Consider the following 18470-nt stretch of genomic DNA (forward strand, 5'->3'; position numbering starts at 1 on the left):
GACTCAGGTACCGGCAAACCCCCATCACTGTCGGCGCTACCGGTAGACTGGAGGCTAATCCCGCCCCATTCGTGGGGACCGTCCGGGAAAAGCTGAGCAACGCTGATCAAGGCTTACCAACGCAACATGCCGCAGCCGCTCCGGCAACCCGCCGACGAGCCTGCCTTGTGCTGTGCCAGAAAGGGCGCTTCGTGGCCGATTCCGGCAACCCCAACGAGAACATCCCGTCCACCGACGCCGGCGCCAACGGCGCGGTCACCTCGTCGAACGGCGAGGTCACCGCCTCGTACGACGCCAGCGCCATCACCGTCCTCGAGGGTCTGGACGCGGTCCGCAAGCGACCCGGTATGTACATCGGCTCGACCGGTGAGCGCGGACTTCACCACCTGGTGCAGGAGGTCGTCGACAACTCCGTCGACGAGGCGCTGGCCGGGCACGCGGACACGATCGACGTGACGATCCTCGCCGACGGCGGTGTCCGGGTCGTGGACAACGGCCGTGGCATCCCGGTGGGCATCGTGCCGTCCGAGGGCAAGCCGGCCGTCGAGGTCGTGCTGACCGTGCTGCACGCGGGCGGCAAGTTCGGCGGCGGCGGCTACGCGGTCTCCGGTGGTCTGCACGGCGTCGGCGTGTCCGTGGTGAACGCCCTGTCGATGAAGGTCGCCGTCGAGGTCAAGACCGACGGTTACCGCTGGACGCAGGACTACAAGCTCGGCGTCCCGACCGCCCCGCTCGCCCAGCACGAGGCCACCGAGGAGCACGGCACCTCCGTCACCTTCTGGGCCGACCCGGACATCTTCGAGACCACCGACTACTCCTTCGAGACGCTCTCGCGGCGTTTCCAGGAGATGGCGTTCCTCAACAAGGGTTTGAGGATCAAACTCACCGACGAGCGCGAGTCGGCCAAGGCGACGTCCGGGGCGGACGAGGCGGGAGCCGACGAGAAGGCCGAAGTCAGGTCCGTCGACTACCACTACGAGGGCGGCATCGTCGACTTCGTGAAGTACCTCAACTCCCGCAAGGGAGACGTGGTGCACCCCACCGTGATCGACCTGGAGGCGGAGGACAAGGACAAGCTCCTGTCCCTCGAGGTCGCGATGCAGTGGAACAGCAGCTACACCGAGGGTGTCTACTCCTTCGCCAACATCATCCACACCCACGAGGGCGGTACGCACGAAGAGGGCTTCCGTGCCGCGCTGACCTCGCTGATCAACAAGTACGCGCGCGACAAGAGGCTGCTGCGCGAGAAGGACGACAACCTCACGGGTGACGACATCCGCGAGGGTCTGACGGCGATCATCTCGGTGAAGCTGAGCGAGCCGCAGTTCGAGGGCCAGACCAAGACCAAGCTGGGCAACACCGAGGTGAAGACCTTCGTCCAGAAGGTCGTCTACGAGCACCTCGCCGACTGGCTGGACCGCAACCCGAACGAGGCGGCGGACATCATCCGCAAGGGCATCCAGGCGGCCACCGCGCGCGTGGCGGCCCGCAAGGCCCGTGACCTGACGCGTCGCAAGGGTCTGCTGGAGACCGCGTCCCTGCCGGGCAAGCTCTCCGACTGCCAGTCGAACGACCCCATCAAGTGCGAGATCTTCATCGTCGAGGGTGACTCCGCCGGCGGCTCGGCCAAGTCCGGCCGCAACCCGGAGTACCAGGCGATCCTCCCGATCCGCGGCAAGATCCTGAACGTGGAGAAGGCCAGGATCGACAAGATCCTGCAGAACCAGGAGATCCAGGCGCTGATCTCGGCCTTCGGTACCGGAGTCCACGAGGACTTCGACATCGAGAAGCTGCGCTATCACAAGATCATCCTGATGGCGGACGCCGACGTCGACGGCCAGCACATCAACACCCTGCTGCTGACCTTCCTGTTCCGCTTCATGCGGCCGCTGGTCGAGGCCGGGCACGTGTTCCTGTCCCGTCCCCCGCTCTACAAGATCAAGTGGGGCCGGGACGAGGTCGAGTACGCGTACTCCGACCGTGAGCGCGACGCGCTGCTGGAGATGGGCCGTCAGCGTGGCAAGCGCATCCGCGAGGACTCGATCCAGCGCTTCAAGGGTCTCGGCGAGATGAACGCCGAAGAGCTGCGCATCACGACGATGGACCAGGAGCACCGCGTCCTCGGCCAGGTCACCCTCGACGACGCGGCCCAGGCCGACGACCTGTTCTCGGTCCTCATGGGCGAGGACGTGGAGGCCCGCCGCCAGTTCATCCAGCGCAACGCCAAGGACGTCCGCTTCCTCGACATCTGAGTCGGTCTCAGCTGACCGCACCAGGAAGGACCTTCACCAGCAATGACCGACGAGAACACTCCCGTCACGCCTGAGGACGACGGCCTGGCCCTGCGCGTCGAGCCCGTCGGGCTCGAGACGGAGATGCAGCGTTCGTACCTCGACTACGCGATGTCCGTCATCGTCTCGCGTGCGCTGCCGGACGTCCGGGACGGCCTCAAGCCCGTCCACCGCCGCGTCCTGTACGCCATGTACGACGGTGGCTACCGCCCGGAGCGCGGCTTCTACAAGTGCGCCCGTGTCGTCGGTGACGTCATGGGTAACTACCACCCCCACGGCGACTCCTCGATCTACGACGCCCTGGTCCGCCTCGCCCAGCCGTGGTCGATGCGCATGCCGCTCGTCGACTCCAACGGCAACTTCGGCTCGCCGGGCAACGACCCGGCGGCGGCCATGCGGTACACCGAGTGCAAGATGGCGCCGCTGTCGATGGAGATGGTCCGCGACATCGACGAGGAGACCGTCGACTTCACGGACAACTACGACGGCCGCTCCCAGGAGCCGACCGTCCTGCCTGCCCGCTTCCCGAACCTGCTGATCAACGGCTCGGCGGGCATCGCGGTCGGTATGGCGACCAACATCCCGCCGCACAACCTGCGCGAGGTCGCGTCCGGCGCCCAGTGGTACCTGGAGAACCCGGAAGCCTCGCACGAGGAGCTCCTGGACGCGCTCATCGAGCGCATCAAGGGCCCCGACTTCCCGACCGGCGCCCTCGTGGTCGGCCGTAAGGGCATCGAGGAGGCGTACCGCACCGGCCGCGGCTCCATCACCATGCGTGCGGTCGTCGAGGTCGAGGAGATCCAGAACCGCCAGTGCCTGGTGGTCACGGAGCTGCCGTACCAGACCAACCCCGACAACCTCGCGCAGAAGATCGCCGACCTGGTGAAGGACGGCAAGATCGGCGGCATCGCCGACGTCCGCGACGAGACCAGCTCCCGTACCGGTCAGCGTCTCGTCATCGTGCTCAAGAGGGACGCGGTCGCCAAGGTCGTGCTGAACAACCTCTACAAGCACACGGACCTGCAGACGAACTTCGGCGCGAACATGCTGGCGCTCGTCGACGGCGTCCCGCGCACGCTCTCCCTGGACGCGTTCATCCGCCACTGGGTGACGCACCAGATCGAGGTCATCGTCCGTCGTACGAAGTTCCGCCTGCGCAAGGCGGAGGAGCGGGCGCACATCCTGCGCGGCCTGCTGAAGGCCCTGGACGCCATCGACGAGGTCATCGCGCTGATCCGGCGCAGCGACACCGTCGACATCGCGCGCACGGGCCTGATGGAGCTCCTGGAGATCGACGAGATCCAGGCCAACGCCATCCTCGAGATGCAGCTGCGCCGACTGGCCGCCCTGGAGCGCCAGAAGATCGTCCAGGAGCACGACGAACTCCAGGCGAAGATCACCGAGTACAACGAGATCCTCGCCTCGCCGGTCCGTCAGCGCGGCATCGTCAGCGCGGAACTCGCCGCGATCGTCGAGAAGTACGGCGACGACCGCAAGACCATGCTGGTCCCCTACGACGGTGACATGTCCATCGAGGACCTCATCGCCGAAGAGGACATCGTGGTCACGGTCTCGCGCGGCGGTTACGTCAAGCGCACCAAGACCGTCGACTACCGGGCGCAGAAGCGCGGCGGCAAGGGCGTACGGGGCACGAAGCTCAAGGAAGACGACATCGTCGACCACTTCTTCGTCTCGACGACCCACCACTGGCTGCTGTTCTTCACCAACAAGGGCCGCGTCTACCGGGCGAAGGCGTACGAGCTCCCCGACGCCGGCCGTGACGCGCGCGGGCAGCACGTCGCGAACCTGCTCGCCTTCCAGCCGGACGAGGCGATCGCCGAGATCCTCGCCATCCGCGACTACGAGGCGGTGCCGTACCTGGTGCTCGCCACGAAGGCGGGTCTGGTGAAGAAGACGCCTCTGAAGGATTACGATTCGCCGCGCTCCGGTGGTGTGATCGCGATCAACCTCCGGGAAACGGCGGACGGTTCCGACGACGAACTGATCGGTGCCGAACTCGTCTCGGCCGACGACGATCTGCTTCTGATCAGCAAGAAGGCACAGTCGATCAGGTTCACCGCCACCGACGAGTCACTGCGTCCCATGGGCCGCGCCACCTCGGGTGTCAAGGGCATGAGCTTCCGCGAGGGAGACGAGCTCCTCTCGATGAATGTTGTTCGACCCGGTACGTTCGTGTTCACTGCCACCGACGGCGGGTACGCGAAGCGGACTCCCGTCGACGAGTACCGCGTCCAGGGTCGCGGCGGCCTCGGCATCAAGGCCGCCAAGATCGTCGAGGATCGCGGATCGCTCGTCGGTGCGCTGGTGGTCGAGGAGGCCGACGAGATCCTCGCCATCACGCTGGGCGGCGGTGTGATTCGTACGCGAGTCAACGGGGTCAGGGAGACGGGCCGTGACACCATGGGCGTCCAACTGATCAACCTGGGCAAGCGCGATGCCGTCGTCGGTATCGCACGTAACGCCGAGGCGGGACGCGAGGCGGAGGAGGTCGACGGCGACATCGTCGTCGACGAGATCGCCGAGGGTGCCGCGACCACCGGCACGGACGAGGGTGAAACGCCCTCGGCCGAGTAGCACGAGGAGAGAGTCATCGTGAGCGGAGCCACGGGCGCCGGATCGTCCGGTACCTCGACCGGTTCTACAGCCGGTTCGGAGACGGGCGGCGGCCGTGGCTCCGCCGCGCCTGCGAACGACCCGCACACCACCCAGCTGAAGGCGATCAAGTCGCCCGCGAAGGGCTCGCCCTCGCCCGATGCACCTGGATCCCAGGGGGGACCCGTGACGGACACCCGAGGCTCGCAGACCCAGCAGTACGCGGCGGGCTCGGCCGCTCCGGGCGCCCAGCCCCAGCCGCAGCCCTCAGGGGCCCAGCAGGCGGCCTCCGCGCCGTCCACGTCGCCGCTGCCCGGGGAACGGCAGCCGCAGCAGTCCGCCGGGCCCTACCACCCGCCGCAGGCCTACCAGACGCCCGCCCCGGAGAGCGCGGTACGCCGGCCGCGCACGGGTGCCCGTACGACGCCCCGCACCCGCAAGGCGCGTCTGCGTGTGGCCAAGGCCGACCCGTGGTCGGTCATGAAGGTCAGCTTCCTGCTCTCCATCGCGCTGGGCATCTGCACGATCGTCGCGTCCGCGGTGCTCTGGATGGTCATGGACGCCATGGGCGTCTTCTCGACGGTCGGCGGCACGATCTCCGAGGCCACCGGCTCGAACGAGTCGAACGGCTTCGACCTGCAGGCCTTCCTTTCGCTGCCGCACGTCCTGATGTTCACGTCGATCATCGCGGTCATCGACGTCGTCCTCGCGACGGCCCTGGCGACCCTCGGCGCGTTCATCTACAACCTCTCCGCCGGCTTCGTGGGCGGCGTCGAGCTGACGCTCGCGGAGGACGAGTGACCGTTGCCGCCCCAGGGTGGCTTCAAAGGCGGCTTCAAACCTCTCCTGACGGTCCCCCGACAACCGATTTTGGGACTGCCCACGTCGTGCGCTAATCTTCAGGAGTCAGCGCGCGGGACACACCGCAGAGCGCGGCGGGGCTATAGCTCAGTTGGTTAGAGCGCATCCCTGATAAGGATGAGGCCACAGGTTCAAATCCTGTTAGCCCCACCAGCGAAAAGGCCACCCCCTCACATGAGGGGGTGGCCTTTTGCCGTGGCCCGATTGTCAGTGCCGGATGAGAGCCTGGCTGCATGATCGTCGAACGGGCATACGCGCATGTTGCCGAGGGCGAGCTGGGGGAAGGCAGCCAGTGGCCCTGGTCGGTGCCGTGCGTGCGGCAGCTGCTGGAGGGCGGCCTGAAGTTCACCGCGCCGGTCACGTTCCTCGTGGGGGAGAACGGCTCGGGCAAGTCGACCCTCGTCGAGGCGCTGGCGGAGGGCTTCGGCCTGGACTCCTGGGGCGGATCCGCGGGCTACAAGTACGCGAGCTGGCGTGAGCCGTCGGAGCTGGGCGGGCGGATCCGGTTCGAGCCGACGCCGGCCGGTCGGCGCATGCTGCAGGGGCCTCGTACGCGCCGCAGAGGTTTCTTCCTGCGGGCGGAGACGGCGCTGGACGCGCTGGACCGGGAGCAGAAGACGGGAAGGCTGTCCGGGGCCGCGGACGAGATGAGCCACGGCGAGGGCTTTCTGATGGCCTTCCGCGAGCGGTTTCAGGAGCCGGGGCTGTACGTCATGGACGAGCCCGAGGCTGCGCTGTCCTTCGCTTCTTGTCTTCAACTCGTGGGTCTGCTGTATGAATTGGGGCGTTCCGGCGCACAGATCATCTGCGCGACGCACTCACCCGTGCTGACGGCGCTGCCTGGCGCCGAGATCATCGAGGTGGGTGACCACGGAATGCGTCCCGCCGGCTGGCGGGATCTGGAGCTCGTCGACCACTGGCGGCGCTATCTCAACGATCCATGGGCCTATCTCCGGCACATTGTCGATGAGGGGTGAGCACGCCGTGGCGTTTTTTACGGGATGGTGCGCGTTGGGGCAAGGGGTGACGGCTCGGGGTGGGCCGTCGGTTCAACGCTGGTGTGGCACGAGGGGCTGCGCCGGGGGGCCGGCGTGGACGCATTCTCGGGGGGCCGAGGGGGGCGTCGCCGCTTCTGTCTCCGTCAGCGGTCGGTGCCGGCAGCTGGGGGTCTTGCCGTGGGCCTCGGCTCTGATGCGCTGCTTCATCGTGGGGGGCAGTGCTCTGGCGTAGGACCACGCCCAGTTTGGCATCGCAGGCACCGTCAGCTCCGCGCTGCGGTCGCTGTCGTCGCTGCCGCTCTTGCGTGACGTCTCGGTGTGCGGCACCGCCGCAGCGCTGGTCGATGTGACAAAGCCGAGCGCTGTGCACAGCGCGAGGAACGCGGTGACGATGGCCGTCCACAGGTTCATGACCTTGTTCCTGGTCATGGCCCCTCACTTTCGGGTTGGGCGATTTGCGTACTTTCCTCATGATGTGTATGGGGACCGAGAAGTCATGGACCGACGCCCATGACGCGTCGATCTTCAGATGAACACCACTCGAATGGGCGCAAGAGACGGGAAGAGTGCCGAAAGTCGGAAGAAGGGGAGCGAAGTCACCGTCTGTCGGGGTGTGATCACCCTCCGATCGGAGCGATGTCATCCGCTTCTACTGCGCTGTTCCGGAGGGCAGTTGAGCCCCGACGCAGGTCACCGATCGATATCGGTCGGTGTGTATAGTCGGGCGCCAGAGGTCCCCTACGTCAAGGAAAGACGAGGTCGCGCGGTGAAGAAGCTTCTCCTGGTCGCACTGGCCGCCATCGGCGGGCTCCTCGTGTACCGCCAGATCCAGGCGGATCGCGCCGAGCAGGATCTGTGGACGGAGGCGACTGACTCCGTGCCCACGGGTTCGTGAGTCACCACTTCGGAATCTGAACAGACCCCGGCCGCCGATGCGGTCGGGGTTTTGTGTGCTCGGGTTGCGGGAGTGGCCGGGAGGCCTTAGAGCCGGGCGTATCGGACAGTCGTACGGATTGCGTGGGTGCAGGGCTGCCGGGCTGGGCAGGATGGGCGAGTCCATGGTCCGGCGGCGGCGAGGGGTGGCGCGTGATGAGGCGGCGGCGTACGGCGTGGTGGCGCCGCGCGGGAGTGCGGCGAGGTGCGTGGGTGCGGAGCGATGCGAACCCGCCTCGCGGTCACTCCTCGGCACACGCGCGTACGGCCGTCGTAGGGGCACTGCTGCTGTGCACGACCGCCGCACTGCCGAGCGGGGCGGCTTTCGCGGCCGGCACGCCCAGCCCATACGCCTTCGCGCCGGACGCCCGGCCCGTCTCGGGCGGGGCAGGCACCGCGGATGCCGCACGCCTCACCCCCGGAGCGACGTACAAGAGCTCCCTCCCGAGCGACGGGAAGATCTACTACCGCCTCGCCCTCGACGCCACCTCCGACACCTACGTCTCCGCGACCGCGATCCCCGCCCCCGGCAGCACCGTCTCCGCCAGCGACGGCGTCAGGGTCTCCGTGCAGGACGCCGACGCCCGCTCCTGCTCCTTCGGAACCGAGACGTTCCGCGTGGTCCAAAGCCCACGGCCCATCGCGGCGTGGGCGGCACGGGAGGTCTCCGCCAACACGTCTCGCTGCAAGAGCGCGGGCACCTACTACGTGGTCGTCGAGCGCGTCGGTACGGCGAGTTCCGCGCCGGACACCTGGGACCTGGAGCTCTTCGCCGCCTCCGAGCCGTCCCTGGAGCAGACCGGCGCGACGAGTGCCCCCGAGGCGTGGGACTCCGCTTCACCCGCCCCGCTCACGGGTGAGGGCGTGCGCCGCGAGGGCGGCTCCGGCTTCACCTCGGCGGTGTCCGTCGGCGAGGGGGTCTGGAGTGCCGACATCGAGCCCGGCCGGACGTTCTTCTACAAGGTGCCGCTGACCTGGGGACGCCAGCTGTACGCCACCGCCGAACTGGGCAGCTCGGCCGACGGTGACGGCATCGCGGTCGGTGCCCTCGACCTCTCGCTCTACAACCCGGCTCGCGGCCTCGTCGACGACGCGAGCACCAACTACGACGGCAGTCAGAAGGCCGTCGAGATCGATCCCCTGCCGCCGGTCGCGTACGAGAACCGGTACGCCGTGCCCGACCGGGTCAGCGGCATGCGATTCGCCGGTTCCTATTACCTCGTGGTGCACCTCGCGGCCGAGGTGGCCGAGAAGTACGGCGACGGGCGGCTCCCGCTGACGTTGCGTGTGCGGGTGGGGGGTTCGGCCGAGTCGGGTCCCGGTTATGCGGGGGAGTCCGAGCCGCCGGGCGTCTTTGAGGTTGGTGGAGGCGATCCGGGAGCGGCTGCGGAGACCGGGGCCGGGGGCGACGGTGACGCTGCGATGACCCTGCTCGCGGTGGGTGGGATCGGGGCGGGGACTGTGGTGCTGGTGGTGCTGGGGGTGTGGATGGTGGTGGCTCGGCGGAGGGTTGGGGCCCTGTAGGGCGGGTGGGGCGTAGGGCGGGGGTGAGGCTCGGGCTGTGGGTTCGACGGCCATTGGGTGGGCCCGTGGGGTGTGAAGGCCGGCGGGGCCCGGGCGCCGGCCGGTGATTTTAGGTGCCTCAACGGCCTCAGCGGCCTCAGCGCTCTCAACCGACTCAGAGCGGCCTCAGCGGCCTCAGCGCTCTCAACCGACTCAGAGCGGCCTCGGCGGCCTCAACCGACTCAGATGCGAGCCAGCGCCCAGAAACCCACGGCGTAACAGGCCAGCGCCAGCAGCAGGAGCGGGATCGCCACCTTGGCGGGCGGGCCGGGGTGGCGCGCGACGCCGTGGGCTGCGCGGCGGGTGGCGCGGTGGCCGCCGCGGCGGTGTGGCTGCGGAACTGGGGGCGCTGAAGGTGGAACCTGCGGGCTCTGAGCGGTGTACGAAGCAGTAGAGGCATCGACGCGTTGGTGTTGCACCGGCGTCGGGGGCTGAGACGGGTACTGCGGTGTGTGTGGGTGGGGGGAGGACAGGACGTGGGTGGTGTCGTAGGGGGAGGCGTGGGGCGCGTGATGCTGCGCGCCGTGGTGTGCCTGGCCGGTCTCTCTCTGGCCTTGTGCCCGGCCGGGCTCGCCCTGGACCTGGCCCTGTGCGTGATCGTGGCCCCGTGCTGGGTGGGGCTGTGGCGGGGGCGCTTGGGTCCGGAGGGAGGAGGACGTGTCCTGAGGGGGTGGCAGGTGGAAGCTGCCGGTGTCCGACATGGTGAGGCGCCCGTCTTGCCCGGCCGTGTCGCTTCCGTCGCCGGGTGGGGACTGGGATGGCGTGACGTCCGAAGCCGAAGCCGAAGCCGGGGTCGGAGTCGGAGTCCGGGTCGGTCCGGCCACGCCCTGGCGTGGATCACTCGGGGCCGTGCCCGAGCCGGTGCCGTTGCCGGCGGCCATGTGTCCGGTGCCGCTCGCCACCGAACCGGTGCCGGTAGGCGTGGACACAGAGCCGGTGTTGGCCCTCCCTACGGAGCCCGAGGTCGTGCCCGCGCCGAACTGGCGCGAGCCTCCCGTGCCCTCCTCGACGCCGGGTGCCCGTTTGAACGGCCCGTCCGGCCCGAACCCCGGTGGCAGAGGACCGATTTGGTCGAAGATCTCGATGAGCTCGTCGTCGGGGCCCGGCTCCGGAAGGAGTTCGGCGGCCGATGCGAGGGCCTTGCGTGCCCCCGTGGCCGTGCGGAAACGCGCGTGTGGATCCGGCTGCAGCAGCGAGGCCACCACCTGCCACAGCGGTTCGGGAATGCCCTTGGGCGCACCGGGAGTTCCGTGCGCGGTGAAGTACTGGACGAGCGCCTTGACGTCGGGCTTGGCGCCCTCCAGCAGATACAGGGCGACCAGTCCTACCGCGAACAGGTCGGCCGGGAAGTCCGGTTCCGAACCCATGAGTTGCTCGGGCGCGAGATAACCGGGCGTTCCCACCACGAGGTTGGTCTCGGTCAGGCGCGGCTCACCGAGCCGCATGGCGATGCCGAAGTCGGACAGACGCAGCCGTGGGCGGGCGGTGCCGGTTGCTTCGAGGAGCAGGTTGGCGGGCTTGATGTCGCGGTGGACGACGCCCTCCGCGTGCACCGCGGCCAGCCCCGCGAGGAGCTGGTCGAGGAGCGTGCAGACCAGGGAGGGCGGCAAGGGACCGTAGTCGCCGATGAGATGGACCAGCGAACCGCCGGCCACCAGGTCCATGGTGAACAGGACCTTGTCGTCATCGGCGGCCCAGCTGGCGGGCGCGAGCACATGGGGGTGATCGATCCGGAGGGCCTGTTCGCGGACGAACCGCAGCAGCGAGTGCGCGTCGCTCTGCTGCAGCACCTTGGCGGCCACATACCGGCGGCGGCGGTGGTCCCAGGCACGCCAGACGGCGCCGACGCCTCCGCGTCCGATCGGGTCGACCAGTTCGTACCGGCCGGCGAAGACCTCACCCATGGCTGTGCGTCGCTCCTCCCCCTCCGACTACCCCCCCTTGCTTCCCCCTCGACGAGCGATACGACTCCCCCTCCGCTGACTCCCTTTCTCGCCCAGCCACGGCGAGACACTCCCGCGGCTCCCTCATGCCCGCTCGTGCCCGCTCAGGACGTAGGCCGTCGGCCCGGTTGCCGAACCCCCTTCGGCAACCGGGCTCCGGCGTCAGTTCTGGTGGGACTGGTAGTGCGTGACCGCGTCGGAGGTCCGGCCGGCGCCGTACACCCGGAGGAACTCTGCCAGTTCCGGGTGGGTGGGGGCGAGGGTGTCCGCGGCGTCGATGATGTCCCCGGCGGCCGCCACCGACCGCAGCAGGGACTGGATCTCACGGACCACCCGCTTGACCGTGGGCGCACCCGAACTGCTCGTGGTCTGCGTCGTGTTGCTCAGCACCGAACCCCCCTGCGACTTCTTGATCTCCTCCATGCGCTCGGTGGCCTCCGCCGCGCTCACGCTGCCGTCCGCGACCTGCCCCGCCAGGTCCTGCAGCAGCTGAACCCGCTGGACCACGGCGGGATTGCCGATCTTCGCCCGCTGGCCGCTCATCAGCTGCGACAGCATCGGTGCGGACAGTCCCAGTACCCCCGCGAGACGAGCCTGGTTGAGACCAAGATCGTCGATGAGCTTACGGAAGAGCGTCCCCAGCGGCTCCCCGTACCAGTTCCGCTGCAGATCCCGCGCTCTTGCGGTGGCTTCCTGCTGTGCGGCGTCCATTGCGTCTCCCCATCGCTTCCCCAAAACCGCGGTTCGCTGTAGCGAACCACGCCGAGCATCTTACGGAGAGTGGTCGTTCATCGGGACCCCCAATCTTTTTGCGAGATACGGGGGGCGACCCGGTACTCTGGTCTGCGGCGCCCGCCGGTACGTGGTTCTTCCGGTTGGTTGCTCCCCTTCCGGGGCCTTAGCTCAGTTGGTAGAGCGCTGTCTTTGCATGGCAGATGTCAGGGGTTCGACTCCCCTAGGCTCCACACTCCGGACCGGTCAGATGCCTCGTCGCCTCTGGCCGGTTTTTGTATGCCCTGGTCTCCGGTGGACTCTCCGATGCACGCCATGTCCTGAGTGACGTGTGTCACGTGACGGTCCGGTGAGGTCGTTGCAGACGTTTGCGCAAATACGTGGGATGGGTGGAGCCCCCGGGGTTGGTGCGCAGGTGGCGGACGTGGCGCCAGGGTGGCGGGCTCGCCTGCCGAGGCCGTGTGTGAGCTGGCGTGAACGTGATGGCGTAATCAGAAGGATGCGCTCCGTTAAGAAAATCTGTGCGGGACTTGCACACACGGGCCGTTGCAAACGTCATCGTGGGCGGAGGGCGTAAACACACGCCGTCCCGAGGCCCACCGGGGGTGCTGAGCGGCCTCGCCTTGCATCAGGAAGGCACAACAGCACAGTGACGATGGACATTGCCGGTGAGGTGATCCTGGCGGCGCTCGCCCTACGGGTGTTCGGCCGGGACGCGGTCGTTCTGTTGCGTCGGCTGGCCGCGGCCGGAGTACGGGCGGGCATCAGCGAGATGCGGCGCGACCTCCCCGAGGGCGCCAACAGCCCACACCACGAGGGGCAGGCGTCGTGAGTCAGGACCTGCCGAGCCAAGCCGCTCGCGCCCCGCGGATGAAGAAACTGCCGCTGGACTTCGAGGCCTTCCACCAGATGTACCGGCCGCTGTACGTCAACTGGGCCAAGTCCAGGCTGGGTAACTGGCACGACGCCGAGGAAGCCGTCGACGCCGCCTTCGAGCAGTTGCTGAAGGCGTGGAGCACCGTGCTGTCCAAGGAGAACCCAGCCGCGTATGCCTGGCGTGTGCTCAAGAACAGCACCATCGACCACTCCCGCACCCGCGACCGCCGCCCGGCACTCATCGGCGAGGCCTTCGAGACCGTGGCGCTGGACCGGGCCGTGGACCCCATCAGCCAACTCGAGGAAAGCCTCAACCTCTACGCGGAGATCGGCCAGCTGCCGCCGCGTCAGATGGACGTGGTCCTCCTGCACTTCGGGCTCGGCTACAGCGCGGTCGAGATAGCCGCCGCCCTCGGGATCACCCCGGCCGGCGTGCGTTCGACCGTCCGCCACGCCAAACGGCGCCTCCAGCACGCGTACGGCGTGAAGAAGAGCCTCGCGGAATCCCGTACTGACGCCGAGCCCTGCACGGGCGCGGAAGGGCAGGCCGAGGAAGGGAATGCACAGGAAGGGAAGGCCGATGACATCGCCGATTGACGAGCTGCTCGGCCGGGCCCGCCTCCTCCGTCCGCCCTACGCCAAGGCAGCCATAGAGGCGGCGGCCGTACGCCTGTCCGCGCGCGCCGCCTCCTTCCTGCACCCCACCGACCCGAACCCGGCAGACGTCACCGCCGGCCAGGCTCCGTCGACCGCGCAGGGCCAGGCTCCTCCGGCCGACGAACGCTCCGCCGCCGACGACCTTCAGACCCTCTGCGAGACGGTCATCACCCACACCGACGCCCTCGCTGATCTCGAGGAGTTCCTCGCCCGAGCCCTGCCCCAGCCGCCGGGAGCCCGTGTCCTCGGCTGCATGCTTCAGCTCTGTGCGCGGGAGGAGTCGGCACGCTTCTGGTGGCAGTACGCCGCGGGCGCCGGCGACTCCGCTGCCAGCTACTGCCTCTATCTGCACCACCGCTCCCTGGGCGAACCCGGAGTCGCCGACTGGTGGCAGACCCAGCACGCGCGGTACGCCCGCAGCGTCCGGCCCGAGTCGGACGACCCGCACGGCGAGGGCACCGCCGGTGTGGAAGCCGCCATCCGCATCGAGGACTCCGGCCCCGAGCCCGAGGACGAGATCAGCACCACCCTCCGCGTCCTGCGTGCCCTCAAGCCCGACTGCCCACCCGTCCCCGACCCCGTCAGCGCCGTGCTGCACTACATCCCCGCCGCCGTCGCCTACGTGGACGATGACCTGGACCTGCCACTGCCGGACCCCGACTTCACCGACCGAATACGCGCCCTCGCCACACCGGCCCCGGTGGTGCAGGAAACCGCGCGGCGTGGCCGCAGGCTCGCCCCCCTGCCATCGCGCCGGCGGACGTGACCGGCGTTTCACGTGAAACAACGCCGTGGGGCGGGAGACCCTCAAGTCTCCCGCCCCACGGCGCAGTTCAACATCCCAGCCGGAGCTGGACCTTCACATCACCGGCTCTCGTAAAACCGGCCTTCGCATGACCGGTCCTCGTCTCGCAGGCCCTCGTCCTACCGGCCGTCGTCGCGCCGGGCGGCCTCCTCCTCGGCCTCCTTCGCCTCGACCTCGGGATCGAGGACGGACTTGCCGCTGCCGTCCACCGAAGTGAGACGGTTCGACTCGGGGACCTCGGTCGCGGCGGGAGGCTCGACCAGCCAGTCCGGGTTGGCCTGCTTGTCCCACCACTTCCACGCGGCGAACGCTCCGCCCGCGAGGGCGCCGAGCACCGCCAGCACCTTCAAGGCACGGCCGGCGCTGGCACGCCGCTCGTGCTTGCGAACGAGCTTCTCGATCTCCTTCGGTGAGACCTGACCGCGCAGCGCGGCCACAGCGGCCACACCGCGCGCGGTGGCCTCATCCCTGACGGGTCCGGCCGCGGCCACTGCCTGCTCGAGCCTCGGACGGGAGTAGTCGGCGGCCTGCCGGGCAGCCTTACGGGTACGGACGGCGGCTTCATGCGCGGCGTTGTCGACGCCCGGCGGCACATGGGCCAGTGCCTGCTCCAAGCGCGGCGCGACATGCACGCCGTACTGCAGGCGGGCCTGCTCGGTGGCTTGTGTCACCTTCGGCGCGAGCCGTACGCGTGCCTCGTGTGCGTAGTGTGCGGCCCTGTCCTTGGCGGTGTCGGCGTAGGGCGCCACCACTTCCGCGGCGTGCAGCACGCTGTCCTTCGCCGAGCCGGTCGCGGCGCGCACGCTGTCGATGCGGGTCACGGGTTCCTCCTCCACGGTGGCGTACGGTAATTCGACTTTCCACACTTTTACGGATCATGCCTGTCAGAACGCTGCGCGGCATGTGAGGGCGGGCATTTGGGTGCCGATGAGCTTGATCAAGTGCAATAACGGACCAATGCGGGGCAACGGTGGCTTGTCGTCGACAATGCCACGGTTCTCCGCGTCGCGCCCCCGCCACGGACCGACTCGTCGGCTTTTCTGCAAGCAATCCGCCCGGTTGCGTACCGGTGAACGACCGTCGGGGGACGGATGTCGCCGTACGTGCGAGGATCGTGGGGTCACAGGAAGACAACGGAAGGCAGATCGTGGCCGAGCAGCTCTACGCCACCCTGAAGACCAACCAAGGCGACATCGAGGTCCGGCTCCTCCCGAACCACGCGCCGATCACGGTCAAGAACTTCGTCGAACTCGCCAAGGGCGAGCGTGAGTGGACGAACCCCACCACCGGTGAGAAGTCCACGGCCAAGCTCTACGACGGCACGGTCTTCCACCGCGTCATCAGCGGCTTCATGATCCAGGGCGGTGACCCCCTGGGCAACGGCACCGGCGGCCCCGGCTACCAGTTCCAGGACGAGTTCCACCCGGACCTCGCCTTCGACAAGCCGTACCTCCTGGCCATGGCCAACGCCGGACCGGGCACCAACGGCTCGCAGTTCTTCGTCACGGTCTCCCCGACGACCTGGCTGAACCGCAAGCACACCATCTTCGGCGAGGTCACCGACCCGGCCAGCCAGAAGGTCGTCGACGCCATCGCCGGCGTCCAGACCAACCCGCGCACCGACCGCCCGGTCAGCGACGTCGTCATCGAGTCGGTCGTCGTCGAGACCCGCGAGGGCTGAGTCCGACACGTCCCGCAGGGAACCAATCGCCCCGCTCGTCCGTAAGGATGAGCGGGGCGATGTATGAGGACGTGCATCGCGTACGACGACCTAGGGGACCCTCATGGACCAGCCGGCAGGTAGCCCGCAGGACGCGCAGAGCCTGCCCGTCTGCTACCGCCACCCGGACCGCGAGACCGGCATCCGCTGCACCCGTTGCGAGCGCCCCATCTGCCCCGAATGCATGGTCAGCGCCTCCGTCGGCTTCCAGTGCCCCGACTGCGTCCGCGGTGGCTCCGGCACCGGACACGCCGCGGACGCCGCCCGCCCGCGCACCATCGCAGGCGGCAGCATCGTCGCCGACCCGCGCCTGCTGACGAAGATCCTCATCGGTATCAACCTCGCGGTCTTCATCGCCGTACAGACCAGCACCGCGTTCCTGAACGACCTCGTCCTCATCGGCACCTGGCCCCCCGCCCCCTTCAATCCCACCCAGGGAGTCGCCGAAGGCGAGTGGTACCGCCTGGTGACCTCGATGTTCACGCATGAGGCCATCTGGCACTTCGCCTTCAACATGCTCAGCCTGTGGTGGCTCGGCGGCCCCCTCGAAGCGGCCCTCGGCCGTGCCCGCTACATCACGCTCTACGTCTGCTCAGGCCTCGCGGGCAGTGCCCTGGCCTATCTGCTGGCCTCCCCGACGACGGCCACGCTCGGCGCCTCCGGTGCGATCTTCGGTCTCTTCGGCGCGACAGCAGTCCTCATGCGGCGCCTCAACTACGACCTGCGACCGATCATCGCGCTGCTGGCGATCAACCTGATCTTCACCTTCGCCCCAGGATTCAACATCTCCTGGCAGGCCCACATCGGCGGCCTCGTCGCCGGCGTCATCATCGGGTACGCCATGGTTCACGCCCCCCGCGAGCGTCGGGCGCTGGTGCAGTACGGCACATGTGCGCTGGTGCTGGCCGCGGTGGTCCTGGTGACCGTACTGAGAACGCTCCAGCTCACCTGAGCCGTGCCGTTATCCACGTGAGCGGCACCGTTGTCCACAGCGTGTGGCGGATCTTGTGCGCACGGTGTGGGAACAGCTTCGCCCCCTGTCCGATCCCTACGTTTCCGCAGGTCAGACAGGGGGCGTACGTGCGTTCGAGATGCCTTCGGGTGACCGGTGTGGCTGTCATACCGGCGTCAACGTCCGATGGGTTATCCACAGATCGTCGTCTTTTCCCCAGTCAGCTTGTGGAAATTGCTGCAAGGCTGTGGATAACTCAACGGATAGCCCTGGGCAGAGCTCCGTTCACCGCGAAGCGGCCGCCATGTCGCATGCCATGTCGGCTGCCGCTCAGGCTGTCGCCTCGACCGCTACTTCCACTGAGTGGAGACGCCGAAGCCGGCGGCGATGAAGCCGAAGCCCACGACGATGTTCCAGTTGCCCAGCGCGTCGAGGGGCAGTGAACCGTCGGTCACATAGAAGACGACGATCCAGGCGAGGCCGATGAGGAACATGGCCAGCATGACGGGCGCGACCCAGGCGCGGCTGTTCAGCTTGATCGCGGTCGTCTGCTTCGACGGCGGCGGCGTGTAGTCGGCCTTCTTGCGGATACGTGACTTCGGCACGAGGGTCTCTCCTGTCGATGCGCTGCGTGGCCGCGCAGGGAACTGTGGCTGGCTCGGGGCAGCGTACAAGGGGACTCTGATTGCTCCCCCGGGCGTCCGTTAGCGTAGTGCTTCCGCGGCGCCGAAGGAGATAAGGGTACGTTGAGCAATTCTGCCGACTCCCCCGGGGCGGGATCCAGCCCTGTACGCGGCCGATTCCGGCCGGTACGCGTGCTGACCGCGGCCGTCTTCGCTCTCGCCGGGCTCATTTTCTTCACCAGTTTCAACACGGCCAAGGGCACCAATATCCGCACGGACGCCTCGCTGCTGAAGCTCTCGGACCTGATCCACGAGCGCAGCCACAAGAACGGCGAGCTGGGCGAGTCCAACGCGGCCCTGCAGGACGACGTGGAGGCCCTGGCCGAGCGTGACGACGGCAGCACCAAGGCCGAGGACGACAAGCTGGCGGCCCTGGAGCAGCACGCGGGGACGCAGAAGCTGACCGGCGAGGCGATCTCGGTCACGCTCAACGACGCCCCGCCGGACGCCACCGCCAAGCTCCCGGGCTATCCCGAGCCGCAGCCCGACTACCTGGTCATTCACCAGCAGGACCTCCAGGCCGTGGTGAACGCGTTGTGGCAGAGCGGCGCCAAGGGCATCAAGGTCATGGACCAGCGGCTGATCTCCACCAGCGCGGTCCGCTGCGTCGGCAACACCCTGATCCTCCAGGGCCGGGTCTACTCACCGCCGTACAAGATCACGGCGGTCGGTGATCCGGAGAAGATGCAGCAGGCGCTCGCGGCCTCGACGGCGATTCAGAACTACATGGTGTACGTCAATGTCTACGGCCTCGGCTGGAAAGTCACCGAGGACGGGACGGTGACTCTGCCGGGTTACTCGGGCACAGTGGATCTGCAGTACGCCAAGCCCGTGGAGTGAGTG

General features: G+C 68.3%; 17 protein-coding genes and 2 tRNA genes. 14 read left to right on the top strand and 5 right to left on the bottom strand.

Going from position 1 to position 18470, the window contains the following annotated elements; all coding sequences use genetic code 11:
* The first annotated feature begins 191 nt into the window (after positions 1 to 191).
* The 5 genes from gyrB (at position 192) to ACWGDB_RS05895 (ending at position 6742) form a co-directional block, all read left to right on the top strand.
* On the top strand, positions 192 to 2252 hold the full coding sequence (gene gyrB / locus ACWGDB_RS05875; RefSeq protein WP_453821260.1) for a DNA topoisomerase (ATP-hydrolyzing) subunit B: 2061 nt from the start codon (positions 192 to 194) through the stop codon (positions 2250 to 2252).
* A gap of 42 nt (positions 2253 to 2294) precedes the next feature.
* Positions 2295 to 4886: a DNA gyrase subunit A gene (gyrA, locus tag ACWGDB_RS05880; protein WP_427843618.1), complete on the top strand. Its 2592-nt coding sequence runs from the start codon at positions 2295 to 2297 to the stop codon at positions 4884 to 4886.
* A gap of 18 nt (positions 4887 to 4904) precedes the next feature.
* Positions 4905 to 5705, top strand: coding sequence for a DUF3566 domain-containing protein (locus ACWGDB_RS05885; protein WP_383608320.1), 801 nt, complete (start codon positions 4905 to 4907; stop codon positions 5703 to 5705).
* A 136-nt stretch (positions 5706 to 5841) separates the two neighbouring features.
* Positions 5842 to 5918: transfer RNA gene (locus tag ACWGDB_RS05890), tRNA-Ile, on the top strand.
* Positions 5919 to 5998: 80 nt separating this feature from the next.
* Entirely contained in the window at positions 5999 to 6742 is a 744-nt protein-coding gene (locus tag ACWGDB_RS05895) for an AAA family ATPase (protein WP_453821261.1), read from the top strand.
* Positions 6743 to 6814: 72 nt separating this feature from the next.
* Here ACWGDB_RS05895 and ACWGDB_RS05900 read toward each other — a convergent pair whose 3' ends face one another.
* On the bottom strand, positions 6815 to 7192 hold the full coding sequence (locus ACWGDB_RS05900) for a DUF6344 domain-containing protein (RefSeq protein ID WP_453821262.1): 378 nt from the start codon (positions 7190 to 7192) through the stop codon (positions 6815 to 6817).
* Positions 7193 to 7529: 337 nt separating this feature from the next.
* On the opposite strand from ACWGDB_RS05900, the gene ACWGDB_RS05905 reads away from it, so the two are divergent.
* The gene (locus ACWGDB_RS05905; RefSeq protein WP_003999697.1) at positions 7530 to 7658 is read left to right on the top strand and encodes a DLW-39 family protein; all 129 of its coding nucleotides are present in this window, start codon (positions 7530 to 7532) and stop codon (positions 7656 to 7658) included.
* A 251-nt stretch (positions 7659 to 7909) separates the two neighbouring features.
* Positions 7910 to 9220, top strand: coding sequence for a hypothetical protein (locus tag ACWGDB_RS05910; protein WP_453821263.1), 1311 nt, complete (start codon positions 7910 to 7912; stop codon positions 9218 to 9220).
* 221 nt (positions 9221 to 9441) lie between these two features.
* Here ACWGDB_RS05910 and ACWGDB_RS05915 read toward each other — a convergent pair whose 3' ends face one another.
* Together ACWGDB_RS05915 and ACWGDB_RS05920 are read right to left on the bottom strand one after the other, a co-directional pair.
* On the bottom strand, positions 9442 to 11163 hold the full coding sequence (locus tag ACWGDB_RS05915; protein ID WP_453821264.1) for a serine/threonine-protein kinase: 1722 nt from the start codon (positions 11161 to 11163) through the stop codon (positions 9442 to 9444).
* A gap of 201 nt (positions 11164 to 11364) precedes the next feature.
* The gene (locus ACWGDB_RS05920) at positions 11365 to 11913 is read right to left on the bottom strand and encodes a DNA-binding protein (RefSeq protein WP_328880513.1); all 549 of its coding nucleotides are present in this window, start codon (positions 11911 to 11913) and stop codon (positions 11365 to 11367) included.
* 181 nt (positions 11914 to 12094) lie between these two features.
* Between ACWGDB_RS05920 and ACWGDB_RS05925 the strand changes: the two genes are divergently transcribed.
* The 4 genes from ACWGDB_RS05925 (at position 12095) to ACWGDB_RS05940 (ending at position 14233) form a co-directional block, all read left to right on the top strand.
* Positions 12095 to 12167: transfer RNA gene (locus ACWGDB_RS05925), tRNA-Ala, on the top strand.
* Positions 12168 to 12583: 416 nt separating this feature from the next.
* Positions 12584 to 12766 carry a hypothetical protein gene (locus ACWGDB_RS05930; RefSeq protein ID WP_369276492.1) on the top strand — a complete coding sequence of 61 codons (183 nt, stop codon included), beginning with the start codon at positions 12584 to 12586 and terminating at the stop codon, positions 12764 to 12766.
* Entirely contained in the window at positions 12763 to 13407 is a 645-nt protein-coding gene (locus ACWGDB_RS05935; RefSeq protein ID WP_453821265.1) for an RNA polymerase sigma factor, read from the top strand. The genes ACWGDB_RS05930 and ACWGDB_RS05935 overlap by 4 nt, the downstream gene beginning before the upstream one ends.
* A complete protein-coding gene (locus ACWGDB_RS05940; RefSeq protein ID WP_453821266.1) occupies positions 13391 to 14233 on the top strand; it encodes a hypothetical protein in 843 nt (280 codons plus the stop codon). Before ACWGDB_RS05935 ends, ACWGDB_RS05940 begins: the two co-directional genes overlap by 17 nt.
* A gap of 158 nt (positions 14234 to 14391) precedes the next feature.
* On the opposite strand, the gene ACWGDB_RS05945 is transcribed toward ACWGDB_RS05940, so the two are convergent.
* Positions 14392 to 15093 carry a DUF5324 family protein gene (locus ACWGDB_RS05945; RefSeq protein WP_453821267.1) on the bottom strand — a complete coding sequence of 234 codons (702 nt, stop codon included), beginning with the start codon at positions 15091 to 15093 and terminating at the stop codon, positions 14392 to 14394.
* 326 nt (positions 15094 to 15419) lie between these two features.
* On the opposite strand from ACWGDB_RS05945, the gene ACWGDB_RS05950 reads away from it, so the two are divergent.
* Together ACWGDB_RS05950 and ACWGDB_RS05955 are read left to right on the top strand one after the other, a co-directional pair.
* On the top strand, positions 15420 to 15953 hold the full coding sequence (locus ACWGDB_RS05950; protein ID WP_453821268.1) for a peptidylprolyl isomerase: 534 nt from the start codon (positions 15420 to 15422) through the stop codon (positions 15951 to 15953).
* A 103-nt stretch (positions 15954 to 16056) separates the two neighbouring features.
* The gene (locus tag ACWGDB_RS05955) at positions 16057 to 16944 is read left to right on the top strand and encodes a rhomboid family intramembrane serine protease (protein WP_453821269.1); all 888 of its coding nucleotides are present in this window, start codon (positions 16057 to 16059) and stop codon (positions 16942 to 16944) included.
* A gap of 350 nt (positions 16945 to 17294) precedes the next feature.
* On the opposite strand, the gene crgA is transcribed toward ACWGDB_RS05955, so the two are convergent.
* Complete coding sequence (gene crgA, locus ACWGDB_RS05960) at positions 17295 to 17549, bottom strand: cell division protein CrgA (protein ID WP_328425900.1); 255 nt, start codon at positions 17547 to 17549, stop codon at positions 17295 to 17297.
* 141 nt (positions 17550 to 17690) lie between these two features.
* Here crgA and ACWGDB_RS05965 point away from each other — a divergent pair, with 141 nt between their 5' ends.
* The gene (locus ACWGDB_RS05965) at positions 17691 to 18467 is read left to right on the top strand and encodes a DUF881 domain-containing protein (RefSeq protein ID WP_453821270.1); all 777 of its coding nucleotides are present in this window, start codon (positions 17691 to 17693) and stop codon (positions 18465 to 18467) included.
* Positions 18468 to 18470 lie beyond the last annotated feature (3 nt).

This window comes from Streptomyces sp. NPDC055013, assembly GCF_053608645.1.